General features: G+C 75.8%; 20 protein-coding genes. 5 read left to right on the forward strand and 15 right to left on the reverse strand.

Features of this window, described 5'->3' with window-relative positions:
• Positions 1–56 precede the first annotated feature (56 nt).
• From CKY47_RS07090 to CKY47_RS07135, 10 genes are read right to left on the reverse strand one after another with little or no spacing between them, the layout of a single operon-like run.
• A complete protein-coding gene (locus CKY47_RS07090; protein WP_306744849.1) occupies positions 57–1,556 on the reverse strand; it encodes an FAD-dependent monooxygenase in 1,500 nt (499 codons plus the stop codon).
• Positions 1,549–1,878, reverse strand: coding sequence for a TcmI family type II polyketide cyclase (locus tag CKY47_RS07095; RefSeq protein ID WP_306744850.1), 330 nt, complete (start codon positions 1,876–1,878; stop codon positions 1,549–1,551). The genes CKY47_RS07090 and CKY47_RS07095 overlap by 8 nt, the downstream gene beginning before the upstream one ends.
• A complete protein-coding gene (locus CKY47_RS07100; protein WP_306744851.1) occupies positions 1,863–2,321 on the reverse strand; it encodes an SRPBCC family protein in 459 nt (152 codons plus the stop codon). Before CKY47_RS07100 ends, CKY47_RS07095 begins: the two co-directional genes overlap by 16 nt.
• A 2-nt stretch (positions 2,322–2,323) precedes the next feature.
• A complete protein-coding gene (locus tag CKY47_RS07105) occupies positions 2,324–2,566 on the reverse strand; it encodes a phosphopantetheine-binding protein (RefSeq protein WP_306744852.1) in 243 nt (80 codons plus the stop codon).
• A 1-nt stretch (position 2,567) separates the two neighbouring features.
• Positions 2,568–3,794: a beta-ketoacyl synthase N-terminal-like domain-containing protein gene (locus CKY47_RS07110; RefSeq protein WP_306744853.1), complete on the reverse strand. Its 1,227-nt coding sequence runs from the start codon at positions 3,792–3,794 to the stop codon at positions 2,568–2,570.
• On the reverse strand, positions 3,791–5,059 hold the full coding sequence (locus tag CKY47_RS07115) for a beta-ketoacyl-[acyl-carrier-protein] synthase family protein (RefSeq protein WP_306744854.1): 1,269 nt from the start codon (positions 5,057–5,059) through the stop codon (positions 3,791–3,793). The genes CKY47_RS07110 and CKY47_RS07115 overlap by 4 nt, the downstream gene beginning before the upstream one ends.
• Complete coding sequence (locus CKY47_RS07120) at positions 5,056–5,445, reverse strand: cupin domain-containing protein (protein ID WP_306744855.1); 390 nt, start codon at positions 5,443–5,445, stop codon at positions 5,056–5,058. Before CKY47_RS07120 ends, CKY47_RS07115 begins: the two co-directional genes overlap by 4 nt.
• Positions 5,442–6,083, reverse strand: a complete 642-nt coding sequence (locus tag CKY47_RS07125; RefSeq protein ID WP_306744856.1) for a SchA/CurD-like domain-containing protein — start codon at positions 6,081–6,083, stop codon at positions 5,442–5,444. The genes CKY47_RS07120 and CKY47_RS07125 overlap by 4 nt, the downstream gene beginning before the upstream one ends.
• The gene (locus tag CKY47_RS07130; RefSeq protein ID WP_306744857.1) at positions 6,080–6,439 is read right to left on the reverse strand and encodes an antibiotic biosynthesis monooxygenase family protein; all 360 of its coding nucleotides are present in this window, start codon (positions 6,437–6,439) and stop codon (positions 6,080–6,082) included. The genes CKY47_RS07125 and CKY47_RS07130 overlap by 4 nt, the downstream gene beginning before the upstream one ends.
• Before the next feature lie 42 nt (positions 6,440–6,481).
• On the reverse strand, positions 6,482–6,757 hold the full coding sequence (locus CKY47_RS07135; protein WP_306744858.1) for a hypothetical protein: 276 nt from the start codon (positions 6,755–6,757) through the stop codon (positions 6,482–6,484).
• A 269-nt stretch (positions 6,758–7,026) separates the two neighbouring features.
• Between CKY47_RS07135 and CKY47_RS07140 the strand changes: the two genes are divergently transcribed.
• Complete coding sequence (locus tag CKY47_RS07140) at positions 7,027–8,112, forward strand: S-(hydroxymethyl)mycothiol dehydrogenase (protein ID WP_306744859.1); 1,086 nt, start codon at positions 7,027–7,029, stop codon at positions 8,110–8,112.
• On the forward strand, positions 8,109–8,741 hold the full coding sequence (locus CKY47_RS07145; RefSeq protein ID WP_371320629.1) for an MBL fold metallo-hydrolase: 633 nt from the start codon (positions 8,109–8,111) through the stop codon (positions 8,739–8,741). Before CKY47_RS07140 ends, CKY47_RS07145 begins: the two co-directional genes overlap by 4 nt.
• A gap of 43 nt (positions 8,742–8,784) precedes the next feature.
• On the opposite strand, the gene CKY47_RS07150 is transcribed toward CKY47_RS07145, so the two are convergent.
• The 5 genes from CKY47_RS07150 to CKY47_RS07170 form a co-directional block, all read right to left on the reverse strand.
• Positions 8,785–10,590: a carboxypeptidase regulatory-like domain-containing protein gene (locus tag CKY47_RS07150; protein WP_306744861.1), complete on the reverse strand. Its 1,806-nt coding sequence runs from the start codon at positions 10,588–10,590 to the stop codon at positions 8,785–8,787.
• 255 nt (positions 10,591–10,845) lie between these two features.
• Entirely contained in the window at positions 10,846–11,220 is a 375-nt protein-coding gene (locus CKY47_RS07155) for an SRPBCC family protein (RefSeq protein ID WP_306744862.1), read from the reverse strand.
• Positions 11,221–11,305: 85 nt separating this feature from the next.
• The gene (locus CKY47_RS07160; protein WP_306744863.1) at positions 11,306–12,154 is read right to left on the reverse strand and encodes an SDR family oxidoreductase; all 849 of its coding nucleotides are present in this window, start codon (positions 12,152–12,154) and stop codon (positions 11,306–11,308) included.
• 63 nt (positions 12,155–12,217) lie between these two features.
• Positions 12,218–13,216: a dioxygenase family protein gene (locus tag CKY47_RS07165; RefSeq protein WP_306744864.1), complete on the reverse strand. Its 999-nt coding sequence runs from the start codon at positions 13,214–13,216 to the stop codon at positions 12,218–12,220.
• 163 nt (positions 13,217–13,379) lie between these two features.
• Positions 13,380–14,246 (reverse strand): oxidoreductase, encoded by an 867-nt coding sequence (locus tag CKY47_RS07170; RefSeq protein WP_306744865.1) that lies wholly within the window; start codon positions 14,244–14,246, stop codon positions 13,380–13,382.
• Between the two features lie 295 nt (positions 14,247–14,541).
• Between CKY47_RS07170 and CKY47_RS07175 the strand changes: the two genes are divergently transcribed.
• The 3 genes from CKY47_RS07175 to CKY47_RS07185 all read left to right on the forward strand — a co-directional run bounded on the left by CKY47_RS07175 (position 14,542) and on the right by CKY47_RS07185 (position 16,867).
• Complete coding sequence (locus tag CKY47_RS07175; RefSeq protein WP_306744866.1) at positions 14,542–14,973, forward strand: SRPBCC family protein; 432 nt, start codon at positions 14,542–14,544, stop codon at positions 14,971–14,973.
• Positions 14,974–15,080: 107 nt separating this feature from the next.
• Positions 15,081–15,926 (forward strand): MEDS and STAS domain-containing protein, encoded by an 846-nt coding sequence (locus CKY47_RS07180; RefSeq protein WP_306744867.1) that lies wholly within the window; start codon positions 15,081–15,083, stop codon positions 15,924–15,926.
• On the forward strand, positions 15,923–16,867 hold the full coding sequence (locus CKY47_RS07185) for a sensor histidine kinase (protein ID WP_306744868.1): 945 nt from the start codon (positions 15,923–15,925) through the stop codon (positions 16,865–16,867). Before CKY47_RS07180 ends, CKY47_RS07185 begins: the two co-directional genes overlap by 4 nt.
• Positions 16,868–16,889 lie beyond the last annotated feature (22 nt).

The following is a 16,889-nucleotide window of genomic DNA, read 5'->3' on the forward strand; positions in this document are numbered from 1 at the left end:
CACCAGCGGGCCAGGCCGCTCCGGGGTCGGCGCCGCCCTCGGAGCCGGCCGGGCCGCTACCCGGCCGGTGCGCCGACCACGTCCTCGACGGTCGCGGCCGGGGCGTCCACCCCCCGGCACAGCACGCGGTCGAGCGCGGCGTGCAGCGAGCCGGGGTCCGTGCCCCACCAGGCGGCGAACCCGTCCGGCCGGAGCAGCACCGCGCCGTCGGCGGGCACCCCCTCGGCGACCAGCGGGCCGGGCGCGGGCCGGCAGGTGACCGGCACGACGGCCCGTGCCGCCGCGTCCTCCCAGCCCCGCGCGAACGCGCCGGTCAGCAGCGCCCAGTCGCCGAGCAGGTCCCCGGTCGACGCCTGCGCCACGCGGGTCGAGCGGGGGTGGTCCGGGTCGGGGACGAACGCCCCGTCCGGGTAGGCGCACTCGAACATCAGCCGCCCGCGCCGCGCACCGTTCCCGGCGGCGTCGCCGGGACCGCCGTTGAGCACCCGGTACCGCTCCACGCACAGCTTCGTCGTCGCCCACGCCACGGGCAGCCGCTCGGCCTCGTAGGTGGCCATCAGCTCCTCCCCCGCGACGCCGCGGTGCACCAGGCCGAGCTTCCAGGCCAGGTTGAACGCGTCCTGCACGCCCGTCGCCACGCCGAACGAGCCCACCGGCGGCATGGTGTGCGCCGCGTCCCCGGCGACCAGCACCCGGTCCACCCGCATCCGGTCGGCGACGCGGCCCGCGATGTCCCACGTGGTGTCGGCGACGCGCTCCACCGCGATCGACACCCCGTCCGCGCCGATGGCGGCCCGCACCAGCTCGGCGCACCGCTCCCGGGGGAAGTCGGCGGCGACCTGCCCGGGTTCGAGGGAGATCGCGAACCGCCACCGCCGCGCGCCGTCCACCGAGGTGAGGAAGCCGCGCACGGCCGGGTTGGCCACGGTGAGCGCCACGACCCGGCGGCCGCGCAGCGGTCCGGCGAGGTCCGCTTCGAAGTGGACGTTGAGCTTGCGCGCGATCGTGCCGGGCCCGCTGTGCCCGATGCCGAGCAGGTCGCGCAGCGCGCTGCGCGCGCCGTCCGCGACGACCAGGTGCCCGGCGCGCACCCGCACGTCGCCGCCGACCGAGCGCAGCGTCGCGAGCACGCCGTCGGCGACCTGCTCGACCTCGACGACCTCGGTGCCGTACCGCACGTCCGCGCCGCCGGCGTGGTCGCGCAGCACGGGTTCGAGCTGGTCCTGGTCGATCGGCGCCCACTGGCCGGGTCCGCCCGCGGTGCTCCGGTCGGGCAGCCGCACCCGCTCGGGCCCGGCCACGCTCCCCGCGTGCGCGACCACGGTGTGGTCGGCCACCGGCGAGCGGACGGCGCGGATCGCCCGCTCCAGCCCCACCGCCCGGTACAGCTCCACCGTGGGCGGGTTCAGGGAGCGGGCCCGGGGTTCGGCGAGCGGTGCGGGCCGGCGTTCGGCGAGCAGGGACGGCACGCCGAAGTGGGCGAGGAACACCGCCGCGGACAGCCCGGTGACGCCGCCGCCCGCGATCAGCACCGGGACGCGCACCGGCTCACTCATCGCGCTCCCAGTGGTAGAACTCGGTCGCCAGCGCGTCCTTGGGCTCGCGCCACGCCTGCGGGTCGAAGGGCGAGATGAACGGCCGCAGGTCCTCGCTGATCCGCCGGAACTCCGGGTGGTAGCGGTGCGCGGACACGGCCTCGTCCAGCGGCCGGTCGCCCTCGATGAGGTGCAGGTACAGCTCGCCGAACCGGAACAGGCTGCGGGCGCGCACCCCGATCACCCCGGCCAGGTCGGTGCGGTTGTCCGACTCGGCGAACACGCGTGCGACGTCCTCGGCGGCGTCGGGGCGCATCCTGGCGACGATCAGGGTGCGGTGCACGCGACCTCCTCGACCTTCCGCTTGATCAACGCCATCTGCACGGGGGTGTTCTCGTCGATGCGCCGGGCCATCGCGTCGTCGTCGAGGGGCGCGCCCGGTTTCATCGCGAAGTCCTGCACCCACCGCATGCGCACGCCGCCGTCGACCTGCTCGTAGGTCCAGCGGATGTCCATGTGCTCGAACGGCCCGGTCTCGACGCGGCGCGCGGTGACCGTGCGGGTGACCGGGTCGGCGACGCGCTCGGAGACCCAGCTCCAGACCTTGCCGTCCGGGTCGGGGTGCATGGTGAGCCGGAACAGCACGCGGTTCCCGTCGCGCTCCAGGACCTCCGCCGACGCGTACTCGCTGAACAGCTCCGGCCAGCGCTCGACGTCGTTGGTGCGCTCCCACACCACGTCCATCGGCGCGTCGACCACGACCTCGTTCTCGGTGTGCCCGGCCATCGTCACGCCTTCCCGGTCAGTGCGGTCAGCAGCTCGCGGGGCGACTGCTGGGTGGTCATGTCCACGTCGGCCGGCAGGCCGTGGTTGCGCTTGAGCTCGGCGAGCACGCCCATGAGGCCGAGCGAGTCCACGTCGAGGTCCGCGAACGTGGTGCTGCCGTCGGTGAGCCGGTCCTCGGTCACGACGACCCCGGTGCAACGGCTGATCAGCCCCGCCAGCTCGGTCGGGGAAGGGGTGGTGTCCACGTCAATTTCCTCCTCGGGTCGGTTCGGGACGGCGCAGGACCAGGGCCGAGTTGCCGCCGTGCAGGCCTCGGGCCAGGACCAGCGCGGTGCGGACGTCGAGCGGGCGGGCCTCGCCGGTGACCAGGTCGAGGTCGAACCGCCAGTCGCGCACGCCCGGCGTGGGCGGCACGACGCCGTGCTCGACGGCCAGGACGGCGGTCGCCACGTCGAGCGGCGCGGCGCCCGCGTAGCAGCGGCCGTAGCCGGTCTTGGGCGCGGTGACCGGGACGGCGCGGTCGCCGAGCAGCAGGCGCAGCGCCCGCGCCTCGGCCTCGTCGGCGCGCGGGTCGCCCAGGGCGTCGAGGAACACCGCGTCGACCTCCGCCGGGTCGAGCCGTGCCTCGGCCAGGGCGGTGCGAGCCGCCCTTGCGAGGCCCTCGGCGGAGTCCTCGTAGCGCTGCGGGCCGGTGAACGTCGCGCCGTGCCCGGCGACGACGGCCCGTGCGGCGACGCCCCGGTCCCGGGCGGCGTCGGCGTCCTCGACGACGAGCACGGCGCCGCCCTCGCCGGGCGCGAACCCGGCGGCGCGCGAGGTGTAGGGCAGGTAGGCCGTGCCGGGGTCCTCGCCGGTGCTGAGCAGGCCCAGGCCGAGCTGGCAGCACATCGAGTAGGGGCAGAACGGCGCCTCCGCGCCGCCCGCGAGCATCGCCCGCGCGCCCCTGGCCAGCTCACCGCGCGCGGTGGCGAACGCGTCCAGGCCACCGGCCTCGTCCGCGACCAGCACGCACGACGGGCCGCGCAGGCCGTGGCCGATGGAGAGCTGCCCGGTGCTCGCGGCGTAGAACCAGGCGATGGACTGGTAGGGGCCGACGTGCGCGGGGCCGCGCCGCCACAGGGCCTCGATCTCGCGCTGGCCGAACTCGACGCCGCCGGAGTAGCTCGCGGTCACCACGCCGAACGCGTAGTCGGGCACGGTGGCCGGGTCGAGGGCGGCGTCGCGCAGCGCCAGGTCGGCGGCGGCGAGCGCGAAGTGCGTGAACCGGTCGGTCTGCACGGCGACGCGCGGATCGACCCACCCGTCCGGCCCGAACCCGTCGACCTCGCCGGCCACGCGCACCGGGTAGGGGTTGGGCTCCCAGTGGCGCAGGTGCCCCAGTGCCCGGCGACCCTCCCGCACGGCGGGCCAGAAGTCCGCGCCGACGCCGCTGGGGGCGACCACGCCGACGCCGGTCACGACGGCGGCGCTCACGACCGCTCCCGGGCGGTCGACGGCCGGGTCAGCACGACCGCCGACTGGAAGCCGCCGAACCCGCTGCCCACCGACAGCACGGCGCGCAGGTCGCGTTCGCGGGCGGTGTGCGGCACGTAGTCCAGGTCGCACTCGGGGTCGGGGGTGTCGAGGTTGGCCGTGGGCGGCACGACGCCATCGGTCATGGCGAGCACGCACGCGGCCAGCTCGATCGAGCCGATAGCGCCCAGCGAGTGGCCGACCATGGACTTCACCGAGCTGACCGGCGTGGTGCGGGCGTGCTCGCCGAGGACCCGCTTGAACGCGGCCGTCTCGTGCCGGTCGTTCTGCTTCGTGCCGGAGCCGTGCGCGTTGACGTAGTCGACGTCGGAGGGCGCGACGCGGGCCTGGTCGAGGGCGCGCCGCGCGGCCTCGGCCATCTCCACGCCGTCGGGCCGCAGGCCGGTCATGTGGAAGGCGTTGCTCAGGGTCGCGAAGCCCGCGACCTCGGCGAGCACCACGGCACCGCGCCGGAGGGCGTGCTCGCGCTCCTCCAGCACCAGCACGGCGGCGCCCTCGCCGAGCACGAACCCGTCCCGGTGCAGGTCGAACGGCCGGGCGGCGTGCCCGGGGTCGTCGTTGCGGGCGGTGGTGGCGCGGATGGCGTCGAAGCAGGACACCGCGATCGGCGAGATCGGCGACTCCGCCCCGCCCGCGAGCACCACGTCCACCACGCCGTCCTCGACGAGCCGCGCCGCGTGGCCGACCGCGTCCAGGCCGGCCGTGCAGCCGGTGGAGACGGTGCGCACCGGTCCGCGCGCGCCGACCCGGTCGGCCACCTCGGTGGCGAGCGTCGCGGGTGAGAGGGCGAGGTGCAGGAACGGGGAGGCCGCCGACGGGTCGACCAGCCAGCGCGCGCCCCGGTCGGAGGTCGCCACGTAGTCGCGCTCCAGCAGGGTCGTACCGCCGACGGCCGAGCCCATGGACACGCCCACCCGCCACGGGTCGGCCACCTCCAGCTCGGCCTGGGCCCACGCCTCCGCGGCGGCCACCGCGGCGAACTGGACGTAGCGGTCCATGCGGGCGACCTCGGCCGCCGTCAACCCGGCCTCGGCGGGGTCGAAGTCGCACTCGGCGGCCACCCGCGACCGGAAGCCCGTCGCGTCGAACAGCGAGATCCGGCGGGTGGCGGTGCGGCCCGCGGTCAGCAGCTCCCAGAACGCCTTCGTGCCGGTGCCGCCGGGTGCCACCACCCCGATGCCGGTCACCGCCACCCGGCGGGTCACGGCGTCGGCTCCGTGTCCACGTGCCCCAGTTCGGGGCGGGGCGCGAGCGGGCACAGGTGGAACACCAGCCGCGCGGGCGCGGCGGAGGTGTTGCGGACCCGGTGCCGGACGCCGAGCGGCACCAGCATGGCCTGGTCGGCGGCCAGCCGGTGCGGGACGCCGTCGAGGTCCAGTTCGACCTCGCCCGCCACCACGTACAGGTACTCGTCGGAGTACGGGTGGTAGTGCTCGGTGACCCGCTCGCCGGGCGCCAGCGCCAGCACGCCGAGGAAGCCGCTGGTCGAGCCCACGGTCTTCGGGCCGAGCAGGACGCGCACGTCGCCGCCGCGGTGCAGCAGGGGCGGGACGTCGGCCGGGCTCACCGCCCGGTGCAGCTGCCCGGTCACGCCGCCACCTCCACCACGCGGTCGGTCACCAGGGTCATCGGCCGCGCGAGCCGCACGAGCGGCGCGAGCAGGCCCGCCAGCGGCACCGGCGGCGAGCCGGGCGCGTGGCCCGGCGCCGCGGACTCGGTGAGGTGCACGACGAGGTCGTGGCGGCGGAACACGGTGACAGCGCCGTCGAGGGGCGCCTCGGCGGCGAGCAGCCCGGCCACCTCGCGACCGCGTCCCGGCAGCGCCCGGTAGAGCGCGGCGGTCCGGGGCGCCCCGCGCTCGGCCGTGCCCCGCCGCCCGGCCACCCGCATCGCGGAGGTGGCCAGGAAGCGGCGCCGGTCGTCCTCGTCGGACAGGTCGCGCGGTTCGAGCAGGTGCGGGCGCAGGCGGTCCTCCACGGCCCGGATCTGCGGCCGGCCGGCCAGGTGGCGGATCGCCTCGGCGGGCGGGCAGGTGATGTCCACGACCCGCACGACGGTCGGTCCGGCCATGAACACCGAGGTGCGGTCGAGCAGGGTGCGCGGCGGACCGCCACCCGGCGGGCCGCCGCCCGACGCGCCGGGCGGCGGCCGGTGGTAGCCGGAGAGGATCCCCGCCACGGCGGCCTCGGACCCCGGCCGCACGGCGAACGTCAAGGCGTAGCGGTTCACGGCGTGCCTCCCACTTCCTGTCGTTGCGGCGCGCGGGTCGTCGCCCGCACGAGGTAGCGCCGCGATTCGCGATCGGTCACGCACGCCATCAGCGGGGCGGCGAGGGCGCGGTGCCCGGCGGTCGCCTCCCAGGTGGCGAAGTGCTGCGGGCTCGCCCACTCGCTGGTGATGACCCACTCGTCCGGGTCGTGCGCGGACTGGCACAGCTGGTCGCCGAGGTAGCCCTCGACCCGGGCGACCTCGTGGCGGATGCGCTCGTAGGCGTCGCGGAGCCGCGGGCCGGCACCCGGTTCGGCGCGCAGCCGGAAGATCACCCGCAGGTGGTCGGTGGTCGGGAACTCCGGGGTCGGGTCCATCCCTGCTCCTGTGGGCTCGGGGGGTGCGGGCGGCGGCCGGCGCTAGTCCTCGGGGTAGGACGCGATGCGGCACGCGTGGCGGGCCTCCCCGGGCGGCACGCCCTCGGCCTGGAGGATGCTGCGGCACCGCCGGACGTCCCCCGGAAGACCGCTCTTGGCGATCTTGCAGGCGCGCAGCACCGCGTCGGTGACCTCGACGCCCTGCTCCATGACGTGGTCGATGCAGATGCCCGGATCGGCGGACGCTGGTGCGGCGGCCACGAGCGGCGCGGCGAGGACCGCGAGGGTGAGCGCGACGGCGCGGAGGGTGCTCGACATCGGTGATCGCTCCTCGGGAGGCGTCAGGTCGTGCAGGGGTTCCCCACGCTCCGGCTCCGATCCCGGCCTGTCCACCGGGGCACCACCAGGCGCACCCGGACCACCCGTCCGGGTACACCGCTTGTCGCACTTCGTGTCGTGGCGCGCCGGGCGGTCATCCCACCCACTCCACTGTGGAGCGAAGGTGGCCGACCGGGCAGGGGCGGTTTCGCGATCCGGCCTCCGTGGCATAGAACTGGACCCGACAGCGGGCATCGAGGAGGATCTACGTGGCTCAGACGGTTCGCGGTGTGGTCGCACGGGGCAAGGGCGCTCCGGTCGAGGTGGTGGACGTCGTGGTCCCCGACCCCGGCCCGGGCGAGGCCGTGGTGAAGGTGCAGGCGTGCGGCGTGTGCCACACCGACCTGCACTACCGGGAGGGCGGGATCAACGACGGGTTCCCGTTCCTGCTCGGCCACGAGGCCGCCGGGATCGTCGAGGCCGTCGGCGACGGCGTCACCGACGTCGCGCCCGGCGACTTCGTGATCCTCAACTGGCGCGCGGTGTGCGGCCGGTGCCGCGCCTGCCTGCGCGGCCGGCCGTGGTACTGCTTCGACACCCACAACGCCTCGCAGCCGATGACGCTGGCCGACGGCACCCCGCTGTCCCCCGCCTTGGGGATCGGCGCGTTCGCCGAGAAGACCCTCGTGCACGCCGGCCAGTGCACCAAGGTCGACCCCCAGGCCTCCCCCGCCGCCGCCGGCCTGCTCGGCTGCGGCGTCATGGCCGGGTTCGGCGCGGCGGTCAACACCGGCAACGTCGGCCGCGGCGACTCCGTCGCCGTCATCGGCTGCGGCGGCGTCGGCGCGGCGGCCGTCGCCGGCGCGCGGGTCGCGGGCGCGACCACGATCATCGCCGTCGACCTCGACCCGCGGAAGCTGGAGCAGGCCACCAGGCTGGGCGCCACCCACACCGTCGACGCCAAGGACGAGGACGTCGTCGAGCGGGTCCGCGAGCTGACCGGCGGGTTCGGCGCGGACGTCGTGATCGACGCCGTCGGCCGCCCCGAGACCTGGAAGCAGGCGTTCCACGCCCGCGACCTCGCGGGCACCGTCGTGCTGGTCGGCGTGCCCACCCCCGAGATGCGGCTGGAGATGCCGCTGATCGACCTGTTCTCCCGCGGCGGCTCCCTGAAGTCCTCCTGGTACGGCGACTGCCTGCCCACCCGCGACTTCCCCTACATGATCGACCTGCACCGGCAGGGCCGCCTCGACCTCGACGCCTTCGTCACCGAGACCATCGCCCTCGACCAGGTCGAGCAGGCCTTCGCCAAGATGCACCACGGCGACGTCCTGCGCTCCGTGGTGGTCTTCTGATGGCCCGCGTCGACCACACCACCACGCGGGGCACGTTCAGCCTCGACGGGCAGACCTTCGACGTCGACAACAACGTCTGGGTGATCGGCGACGACACCGAGTGCGTCGTCGTCGACGCCCCGCACGACGTGGACAGGATCATGCGGGTGGTGGGCGACCGCGCGGTCAAGGCCATCCTGGCCACGCACGCCCACGACGACCACGTCCGCGTCGCGCCGGAGCTGTCGCGGCGCACCGGCGCGCCCGTGCTGCTGCACCCCGACGACCTGGTCGTGTGGCGGCTCACGCACCCCGACACCGACCCCGGCGGCGAACTCGCCGACGGCCAGGTCATCGAGGTCGCGGGCACCGCCCTGCACGTCCTGCACACCCCCGGCCACGCGCCGGGCGCGGTCTGCTTCCACGCCCCCGACCTGAACGCCGTGTTCACCGGCGACACCCTGTTCCACGGCGGCCCCGGCGCCACCGGCCGCTCCTACTCCGACTTCGACACCATCATCGAGTCGATCACCGACCGACTGCTCACCCTGCCACCGGAGACCGTCGTGCACACCGGCCACGGCGACGACACCACCATCGGCGCCGAAGCCCCCCACCGTGCGGACTGGATCGCCCGGGCCGCCGGCTGACGGGTGCGGGCGGGCCACCTCCCGGTGACCCGCCCGCACGCCGCTACCCGATGTGCTGCTCGACGCCCGGCACGTCCGCGCCCGCCGTGACCGCGACCGGGGTCGCGGCGCCGAAGGACGCGGCGTCCCGGTACCAGGCCTCCCGCCGGGGCTCCCGCTCGATGGCGCGGAAGCGGAGCTTGACCTCCTGGGTGCCCAGGCCGCCGACCACGTAGCCGTCCCCGTAGTTGGTGTCCCCGGCGCCGGCGACGTCACCGGTCCGGGCGTTCACCGCCATGACGTGCACCCAGGCGTACTCGTCGCCGTCCACGGCCGTCGTGCCGCTCACGCTGCCGCCCGCCACGAGGGACTCGTCGTGCGCGACCTCGCGCTCGGCGCGCACCCGGACGGGGGTGGCGGCGAAGCGGTCCGCCGCACCGCCCGACCACTGCCAGGCGTACCCGCCCGGCCGGTGCGCGAACTCCAGCGGCCAGCGGTACGGGCCGAGGCCGGTGAGCCGGTAGGCCCCGCCCGCGTCGGTGCACGTCTCGCCGTAGGCGTCCGGCGCGGCGAACGGGAAGACGCACACCTGCGCGACGCCGGCCCCGGTGACCCGGTCCGTCACCACCCCGGTGACCGTGCCGGCGCGGTCCAGGCGGATCGGCGGCAGGTTCGTCCACCGACCCGGCGTGGCGTCGACCTGCCGCGCCAGGCGCTGGTCGCCGGTGCCACCGAGCCAGCCGACCCACTGGAGGCCGTGCGGGGCGGCGGGACGGGCGAGCAGCCGGTAGGCCGCCGGCGTCAGCGGGCCGAGCGCCACCACACCGGACGCGTCGCTGCACCACTCGGCCGCCCGCTCGCCGGACACGCCGTGCGCGCCGACCTCGATCGGCTCCACGCAGGTGCCGGCCACGGGCGCCCCGGTGCGGGCGTCGCGGACGGTGGTGCGGATCGCGATCCCCGGCTTCGCGTGGGCGACCACCGGCGTGGTCTCGCCGGAGCGGACCACGACACCGCCGTGGTCGACCCCGAAGTGGGTCTTGTCCGGCGCGATGTGGAGCGTGTACGTGCCGCGCTTGAGCTGGTAGGCGATCCGCCCGTCGGTGGTGCACGGCCGGTCCGCGCCCACGCCCGGCGTGAAGACGCAGAAGCTGCGGACCGGCGCGCCGGACACCTCGTCCACCACGGTCAGGTCGACCGTGCCGGGCGGGAAGGTCTGCTCGTCCACCGAGGTCTCGACGTCGCCGGCCACCACGACGGCCTCGGCGTCCGCGATGGACTCCTTCCGGTGGTACCACTGCTCGCCGTCGTAGGGCGTGCGGAACTGGATCTTGTAGTGGCCGGGCCACAGGCCGGTGAACCGGTAGGTCCCGTCGCCCGCGGTGCCGGTCGACGGCCCCCAGCGGTTGCCGTCGACGTCGACGATCGCGACCGTCGCGTTCGCGACCGGCGCGCCGGCCGAGGTGGTCAGCGTCCCCCGCAGGACGCCGACGCCGGGCGGGCGCAGCCCCAGCTCGTGCCGGGGGTTGCCGGTGTAGACGGGGTCCGCCGAGGCGAAGTCGCGCGCGTCCGCGGCGGAGTGGCGGGCGTACCAGGTGTCCGCGTACCCCTCGCCGGTGGTGCGCAGCTTGAACGGCCCCCACGAGCCCGTCGGGACGCTCAGCGAGTACCGGCCGCCCTCGTCGGCGCAGGCCTGGGCCACCTGGACCTGGTTCGCGTCGAAGGCGGTGACGCACGCGCCGGGCACCGGCTGGCCGGTGAACCGGGCCGTGACTATGCCCTCGGACAGCAGCGAGTCGGCGCTCGCCGTGCCCGTGAACGGCACGAGCAGCGCGCACGCCGCGACCAACGCCGCAAGACGACGTCTCATTCTTCCTCCTGTTGGCGTGCGGACGCGCGAGGAGAAGGCGGACGTGCCCCCGTGTGATGCCCCCGCACCGCGCCGACCACGCGATTCGACGCGGAATGTACTGATCGCGGGTCGGCTTTGTCACTGCCTTTGTCCCGCCACCGCCCGCCGTGGTCCCCCGACCGCGGGGTGCGGTGTCGATCGGCGTCACGCGGGGTCCGACCGCCCCGCCTCCCCGTCGTCGCCGGGACGGAGGCCCCGATCACGTGAGCGACCCTAGCGGCGCGTGAGCGAGCGCAGGGCGAGGCGGGCGATCGGCAGGTAGGCCACGACCACCGACGCCGGGCCGCGCACCACCAGCCACGTCGCCCCGTCCGGTTCGACGCCGTGGCGCAGCCGCAGCCGGACGGGTCCGATCCGGGCGTCCCACGCCCACGTCCGGGCCGTCGGGTCCACCTCGGTCACGGTGAAGGCGACCCGCACGCCCAGCGGGCCCCGCACGCGTCCGGTGACGCCGGGGGCGATCCGGCGCGCCGACGCCTCGACCCCGGTGATCTGCGGCGCCCACCCGGGCCACCGCGCCGGCTCGGCGTAGCGCTCCCACACCACCGCCGCCGGCGCCCGGCCGGGTGCGCGCGTCCTGGCTTCCACTCCCCCATCGTCGCCGGGAACGCGGGCCTGCGCCGGTCGGCGCTCCCCCGCGGCGTCGTCGGCGGACGTCCCGCGGGTGGACCGGTCAGCCGGTCGCGCGCACGACGTCGGCCAACGGGGTGGCGGGACGCCCGGTGAGGCGGGGCACGTGGTCGGTGACGGCGGCCAACTCGCCGCGCTCGATGGCCGTGTAGGTGGACACCCACGCGTCGAGCTGCCAGTCGGGTGCGCCGTGGTGGGCGCGCGACCGGTACGCCTCCTCCACGGTCTCGGGGCGGTAGACGACGTCGCGCCCGGTGGTGCGGGACAGCACCTCGGCGACCTCGGCGAGGGTGAGCGCCTCCGGTCCGGTGAGGTCGTAGGTCGCGCCCACGTGGCGGGCGGGGTCGGTGAGCACGGCGGTGGCGGCGTCGGCGATGTCGTCCTGGGCGACCACCGCGGCCCGCCCGTCACCCGCCGGGCCGCGGATGACGCCGTCGTCGCCGACGAGGCCGAGCGTGAAGTCCGCGTACAGGTTGTCGCGCAGGAACGTGAAGGCGAGGCCGCTCGCCCGGATGTGCCGCTCGGTGGCCCAGTGGTCGCGGGCGAGCGTGAACGCGGCGTCCGGGGCCGCCCCGCAGAACGAGGTGTAGACGAGGTGCCCGACCCCGGCGTCGACCGCGGCGTCCACGAACGTGCGGTGTTGTGCCACCCGGTCGGGGGTTTCCGAGGCTGACACCATGAGGACGACGTCACTGCCGCGCAGGGCGTCGCGGACGGCGTCCCGGTCGGTGAACGCGGCGCGCAGCACGCGTGCGCCGGACAACCCGGGAGCGCGGGCGGGGTCGCGCACCAGCAGGGTCTGCGGCAGTCCGGCGTCGGCGAGGCGTCGGGCGACACGACCGCCCAGCCGGCCGGTGGCCCCGGTGACGACGATCGTGGGGCGGTCGGTCATGGGCGGCTCCCGTCCTCGGTGCTCACGCCGCACAGCATCGCCCACGGGCGCGCCACCCGCCCGCTACCGCGACGTCGGCGTGCCGGACGGGGCCCCGGACGGCGTGCCGGAGGGTGCCCCGGACGGCGGTGCGCCGGACGGCTGCCCGTCGCTGCCCGGTCGGGTGCCGCCGCCCGTCGGGGTCGTCGTGGTGTCGACGCCGACCGCGAGCGTGACCTGGTAGCCGTTCGACACGTCACCGGTCACGGTGGCCAGCTGCGTGACGCCGCCGTCGTCGCCGAACACGCTGTCGCCGTCCAGCGTGACCTTCGCCAGGTTGTCCGCCGACCCCTCGTAGCCGCTCTCCGCGTACACCTTCTCGCAGGCGTCCGCGGGCAGTGCGACCTGCGAGGTGGCGATGACCTTGGCCACGTCGGCGATGCCCGCCCGGTCGGGGTAGACCTCGAAGTGGACGTGCGGCCAACGCCCGGAGTAGCACGCGGGGAAGACGCTGGTGAAGCTCACCTTCCCGGAGCTGTCGGCGACCTGCACCCCGCGCAGGTAGTTCTCGCCCTCGATGCCCTGGCTGTAGAGCGAGTAGCCGCCCTCCCGCGTGCAGTGCCACACGTAGACGGCGGCGCCCTCGAACGGCGCGCCGCCGTCGGCCAGGTCGCTGACCACCAGGTCGAGGGTCATCGGCACGCCCTCGGCCCTCCCGGTCGGACCGCCGAAGCTGGACCTGATGTCGCTGCGCACCACACCGTCGTGGTCGAGCACGTCCGGCCCGTTGGAGCCGTCGCCGGGGTACGGCCCGGCCGTCTCGTCGGGGATCTCCTGGAGCAGCTGCGCGGTCGACGTCGCGGTCGAGGTGGACGCGGCCGTGGACGCGCCGGAGCCGCCCGACCCGCCGGAGCACGCGGCCAGCCCCACGGCGGCGGCGCCCAGGCCGAGGGCCCGCAGGGTCAGCCGCCGGCTCATCACGGTGCCGAGGTCGAACCCGAGGCCCTGGTCGACCAGTTCCTCGTCGGGGCGCGGCAGCGGGCGCCCCTCGTAGGAGAACGCCTCGTCGTGCGCCCTGCTCATGTGCCCTCCAGCGGTGCGGTCCCGGCCACGCTAGGGGGGTCGTCGGGAAGCCGCACGCCCATCCGCGCGCGGTCACACGATCCGGTCACACCCGGCCGTTCGACGGACCGCCCGGTGCGGACGCGGGCGGGTGGGGCGCGTCCGGGACGCGCCCCACCCCGCGTCAGCCGCCGATCGCGTCGAGTTCGGCGACCGCGTCGGCGGGCAGGTCGAGCGCGGCGGCCGCGACGTTCTCCCGCAGGTGCTCGACCGACGACGTGCCCGGGATCAGCAGCACGTTCGGCGAGCGCCGGAGCAGCCAGGCGAGCGCGACGGCCATCGGCGTCCGCCCGAGCCGCTCCGCCACCGCGCCCAGGGCGTCGGACTGGAGCGGCGTGAAGCCGCCCAGCGGGAAGTACGGGACGTACGCGATGCCCTGCCGGGCGGTCAGGTCCACCAGGGCGTCGTCCTCGCGCCGGGCGATGTTGTAGAGGTTCTGCACGCACACGACCGGCGCGATCCCCTGCGCCTCGGCGAGCTGCTCGGCGTTGACGGTGCTCAGGCCCAGGTGCCGGACCAGGCCCTGCTCCCGCAGCTCGGCGAGCGCGCCGAACTGCTCGGCGATCGAGCCGGGTTCGGGCGCTTCGAGGCCGCCGACCCGCAGGTTCACGACGTCGAGCACGTCGAGCCCGAGCCGCCTGAGGTTGTCGTGGACCTGGTCGCGCAGCTCGTCGGGTGTGCGGGCGTGCGGCCACCCGCCCCGCTCGTCGCGGCGGGCGCCGACCTTCGTGACGATGTGCAGGTCGTCCGGGTAGGGGTGCAGCGCCTCCCGGATGATCTCGTTGGTGACGTGCGGCCCGTAGAAGTCGGCCGTGTCGATGTGCCGGATGCCCAGGTCGACGGCGGTGCGCAGCACCGCGACCGCGGCGTCGCGGTCCTCCGGCGGCCCGAACACGCCGGGACCGGCCAGCTGCATGGCGCCGTAGCCGACCCTGGTCAGGTCGAGGTCGCCGACCCGGTAGACGCCTCCGGGCAGATCGTGGGGTGCCATCGTTCCCTTCCTGCTCGTCCGCGTCCGCGGCGAGCGGTGCCCACTGTGCACCGGGTGCGGCGCGGGGAGGCCGCCACCCCGGCGTCCTCCGCTCCGGTCCGGGGTCGACGCGCGGCACGACCCGGACGGCGCACGCCCCGGTCGCGCTGCGCACCCCGGGTCGAGGAGCACGTGCGCGAGATCGGCGCCGTCGTCCCGGGCCGCGGACCGATCGTCAGCCAGTCGTCAGGTGCGCGGACGGAGATGTCCCCCAGGATGGGCGGCGAACGCCGTCGGACCACCCACCTGGAGGACCGTGAACACCGAGCGAGCACACGCGGCACCCGTGCCCCGGGCGGAGCGCACCAGGTCGGTGCCCGCGGACGCCGAGGCGGTGTTCGACGTGGTCACCGACCTGGAGCACCTGTCGTCCTGGCTGCCCGAAGGCGTCGAGGTGGAGCGCTACGGCGCCCACGTGGTCCGGCTGTGGGTGCGCGGCGGGGTCGTCGAGCGGCGGCTCGCGGTCGACTGGGCGAACCTGTCCGTGACGTGGGGCGACCCGGTCTCCCCCGCCTGCACCGGCGTGCTGCGGCTCAGCCCCGGCCGCTGCGCCGTGAGCGCCTGCCTGACCGGTCCGGCGGGTCTGCCCGCGCCCCGGTTGGACGACTGGCTCGTGCGGGCGCTCGACGCGCTGGCCGCCCGGGCGAACGGGCTCGTCGGGGAGCACGCCCGGCAGGTGCCGGCGTAGACCGCCGGCGAGGGCCGTCCGCGCTCCCCCGCGACCGGTCCGGCGGCTCCCGTCGGGCGCACCGGTCGACGGGGTCCGGGGCCCCGCTCGGGGTCTACTCTGGCGTCATGCGCAGATCAGGGCTGGTGACGCACGCGCGCGAGCTCGGCGTCCACGACCACGTGTGCTGGCGTTACGACGACCGGGCAGACTTCCGCGAGCGCGCCCGCGAGTTCCTCGCCGACGGGCTGGCCCGGGGTCAGCGGATCGGCTACGTCGGCACCGGCGAACCAGCCGCCCTGGTCGAGGACCTGCGCGGCATCGAGGGGATCGACGAGGCGCTGCGCTCCGGCGCGGCCGGCGTCGCCTCGCTGGACGCGACCTACCGCGTCGGCGCGGTGGTCGAACCCACCGCGCAGGTGCGCACCTACGCCGAGGCGACCGAGGCGGCCCTGGCCGCGGGGTTCACCGGCCTGCGCGTCGCCGCCGACTGCACCACCCTGGTGCGCACGCCCGAGCAGCTGGCCGCTTTCGCCCGCTACGAGCACCTGGTCGACCACTACATGACCGGGCACCCGTTCTCGGCGATGTGCGCCTACGCCGGCGCGGAGGTGGACGACCGGGCGTTCGCCCAGATCGCCTGCATGCACCCGAGCAGCAACGACGCCGCCGCCGGGTTCCGGCTGCACGCCGCGGGGGGCCGGGTGGCCGCCGCCCTGGGCGGCGAGGTCGACCTGTTCAACGGGGACCTGTTCGCGGTCGCGCTGGAGCGCGCCGACCTGCGCCCGGACGGGGGCAGGCTGGTGCTGGAAGCGGGCGACCTCGCCTTCCTGGACCACCGCGCCCTGCTGCGCCTGGCCGACCACGCCGCCGGCCTCGACGCGTCCCTCGTGCTGCGCACGCCGTGGCCGGGTGTCGACACGCTGGTGGACATGCTGGGCATCACCGGCGTGCGGGTCGAGAGGACCGCGTGACCGTCACCGACCTGCCGCCCCGGGGCGGTTTCGTCCACCCCGCCCTGTTCTACGCGTCGGACGAGGAGTACCTGCGGGTGCTCGTGCCGTTCCTCACCGACGGCCTGGCGCTGGGCCACCCGGTCGCCGCGGCGGTGCCCGGCGAGCGGCTGGCGCTGCTGCGCGAGGCCCTGGGCGACGCCGCGGCCGACGTGCTGCTCATCGACATGGAGGTCGAGGGGCGCAACCCCGGCCGGATCATCCCCGGCGTGCTGCGCCGGTTCGCCGACAGCCACCCCGAGGGGCACGTGCGCATCGTCGGCGAGCCGGTCTGGGCCGGGCGCTCGGACGTCGAGTACCCCGCCTGCGCCCAGCACGAGGCCCTGATCAACCTCGCATTCGCCGGGCGCGACGTCAGCATCGTGTGCCCGTACGACACCTCCGCGCTCGACGAGCGGGCGCTGACCGACGCGCTGGCCACGCACCCCGAGGTGTGGGAGGGGTCCCTGCGCTACGACAGCGGGCACTACGCCCCCGACGACGTGGTCGGCCGCTACAACCGGGCGCTGGACGTCCCGGCGGACGCCGCGCTGCTGTCCGTGGCCACGACCGCGGACCTCCGCGGGGCGCGCCGGTTCGCCACGGCGGAGGCGGACCGCCTGGGGCTGTCCGCCGAGCGGACCGCCCGGGTCGCGCTCGTCGTCACCGAGCTGATGACCAACAGCCTCCGGCACACCGGCGCGGGCTGCCGGCTGGCCGTGTGGCGCGACCGCGACCACGTCGTCTGCGGGGTCCGGGACGGCGGCCGGTTGACCGACCCCCTGGCGGGTCGTCGACCGGCCGCACCCGGCCAGGACGGTGGCCGCGGGCTGCTGGTGGTCAACCAACTCGCCGACCTGGTCCGCACGCACACCTCCCCGGACGGGACGTCCGTGCACGCCTTCCTGCGGCTGACCGACTGACCGGCGGGTCCCCCGGCCCGGA

This window comes from Saccharothrix longispora, assembly GCF_030852425.1.
Taxonomy (GTDB): Bacteria; Actinomycetota; Actinomycetes; order Mycobacteriales; family Pseudonocardiaceae; genus Actinosynnema; species Actinosynnema longispora.

What these genes read in the sequence shown, in the direction of transcription:
- CKY47_RS07130 (WP_306744857.1), bottom strand. Translation starts at nt 6,439, where the DNA reads ATGGACCCGACCCCGGAGTTCCCGACCACCGACCACCTGCGGGTGATC.
- CKY47_RS07135 (WP_306744858.1), bottom strand. Translation starts at nt 6,757, where the DNA reads ATGTCGAGCACCCTCCGCGCCGTCGCGCTCACCCTCGCGGTCCTCGCC.
- CKY47_RS07170 (WP_306744865.1), bottom strand. Translation starts at nt 14,246, where the DNA reads ATGGCACCCCACGATCTGCCCGGAGGCGTCTACCGGGTCGGCGACCTC.
- CKY47_RS07090 (WP_306744849.1), bottom strand. Translation starts at nt 1,556, where the DNA reads ATGAGTGAGCCGGTGCGCGTCCCGGTGCTGATCGCGGGCGGCGGCGTC.
- CKY47_RS07165 (WP_306744864.1), bottom strand. Translation starts at nt 13,216, where the DNA reads ATGAGCAGGGCGCACGACGAGGCGTTCTCCTACGAGGGGCGCCCGCTG.
- CKY47_RS07150 (WP_306744861.1), bottom strand. Translation starts at nt 10,590, where the DNA reads ATGAGACGTCGTCTTGCGGCGTTGGTCGCGGCGTGCGCGCTGCTCGTG.
- CKY47_RS07160 (WP_306744863.1), bottom strand. Translation starts at nt 12,154, where the DNA reads ATGACCGACCGCCCCACGATCGTCGTCACCGGGGCCACCGGCCGGCTG.
- CKY47_RS07100 (WP_306744851.1), bottom strand. Translation starts at nt 2,321, where the DNA reads ATGGCCGGGCACACCGAGAACGAGGTCGTGGTCGACGCGCCGATGGAC.
- CKY47_RS07180 (WP_306744867.1), top strand. Translation starts at nt 15,081, where the DNA reads ATGCGCAGATCAGGGCTGGTGACGCACGCGCGCGAGCTCGGCGTCCAC.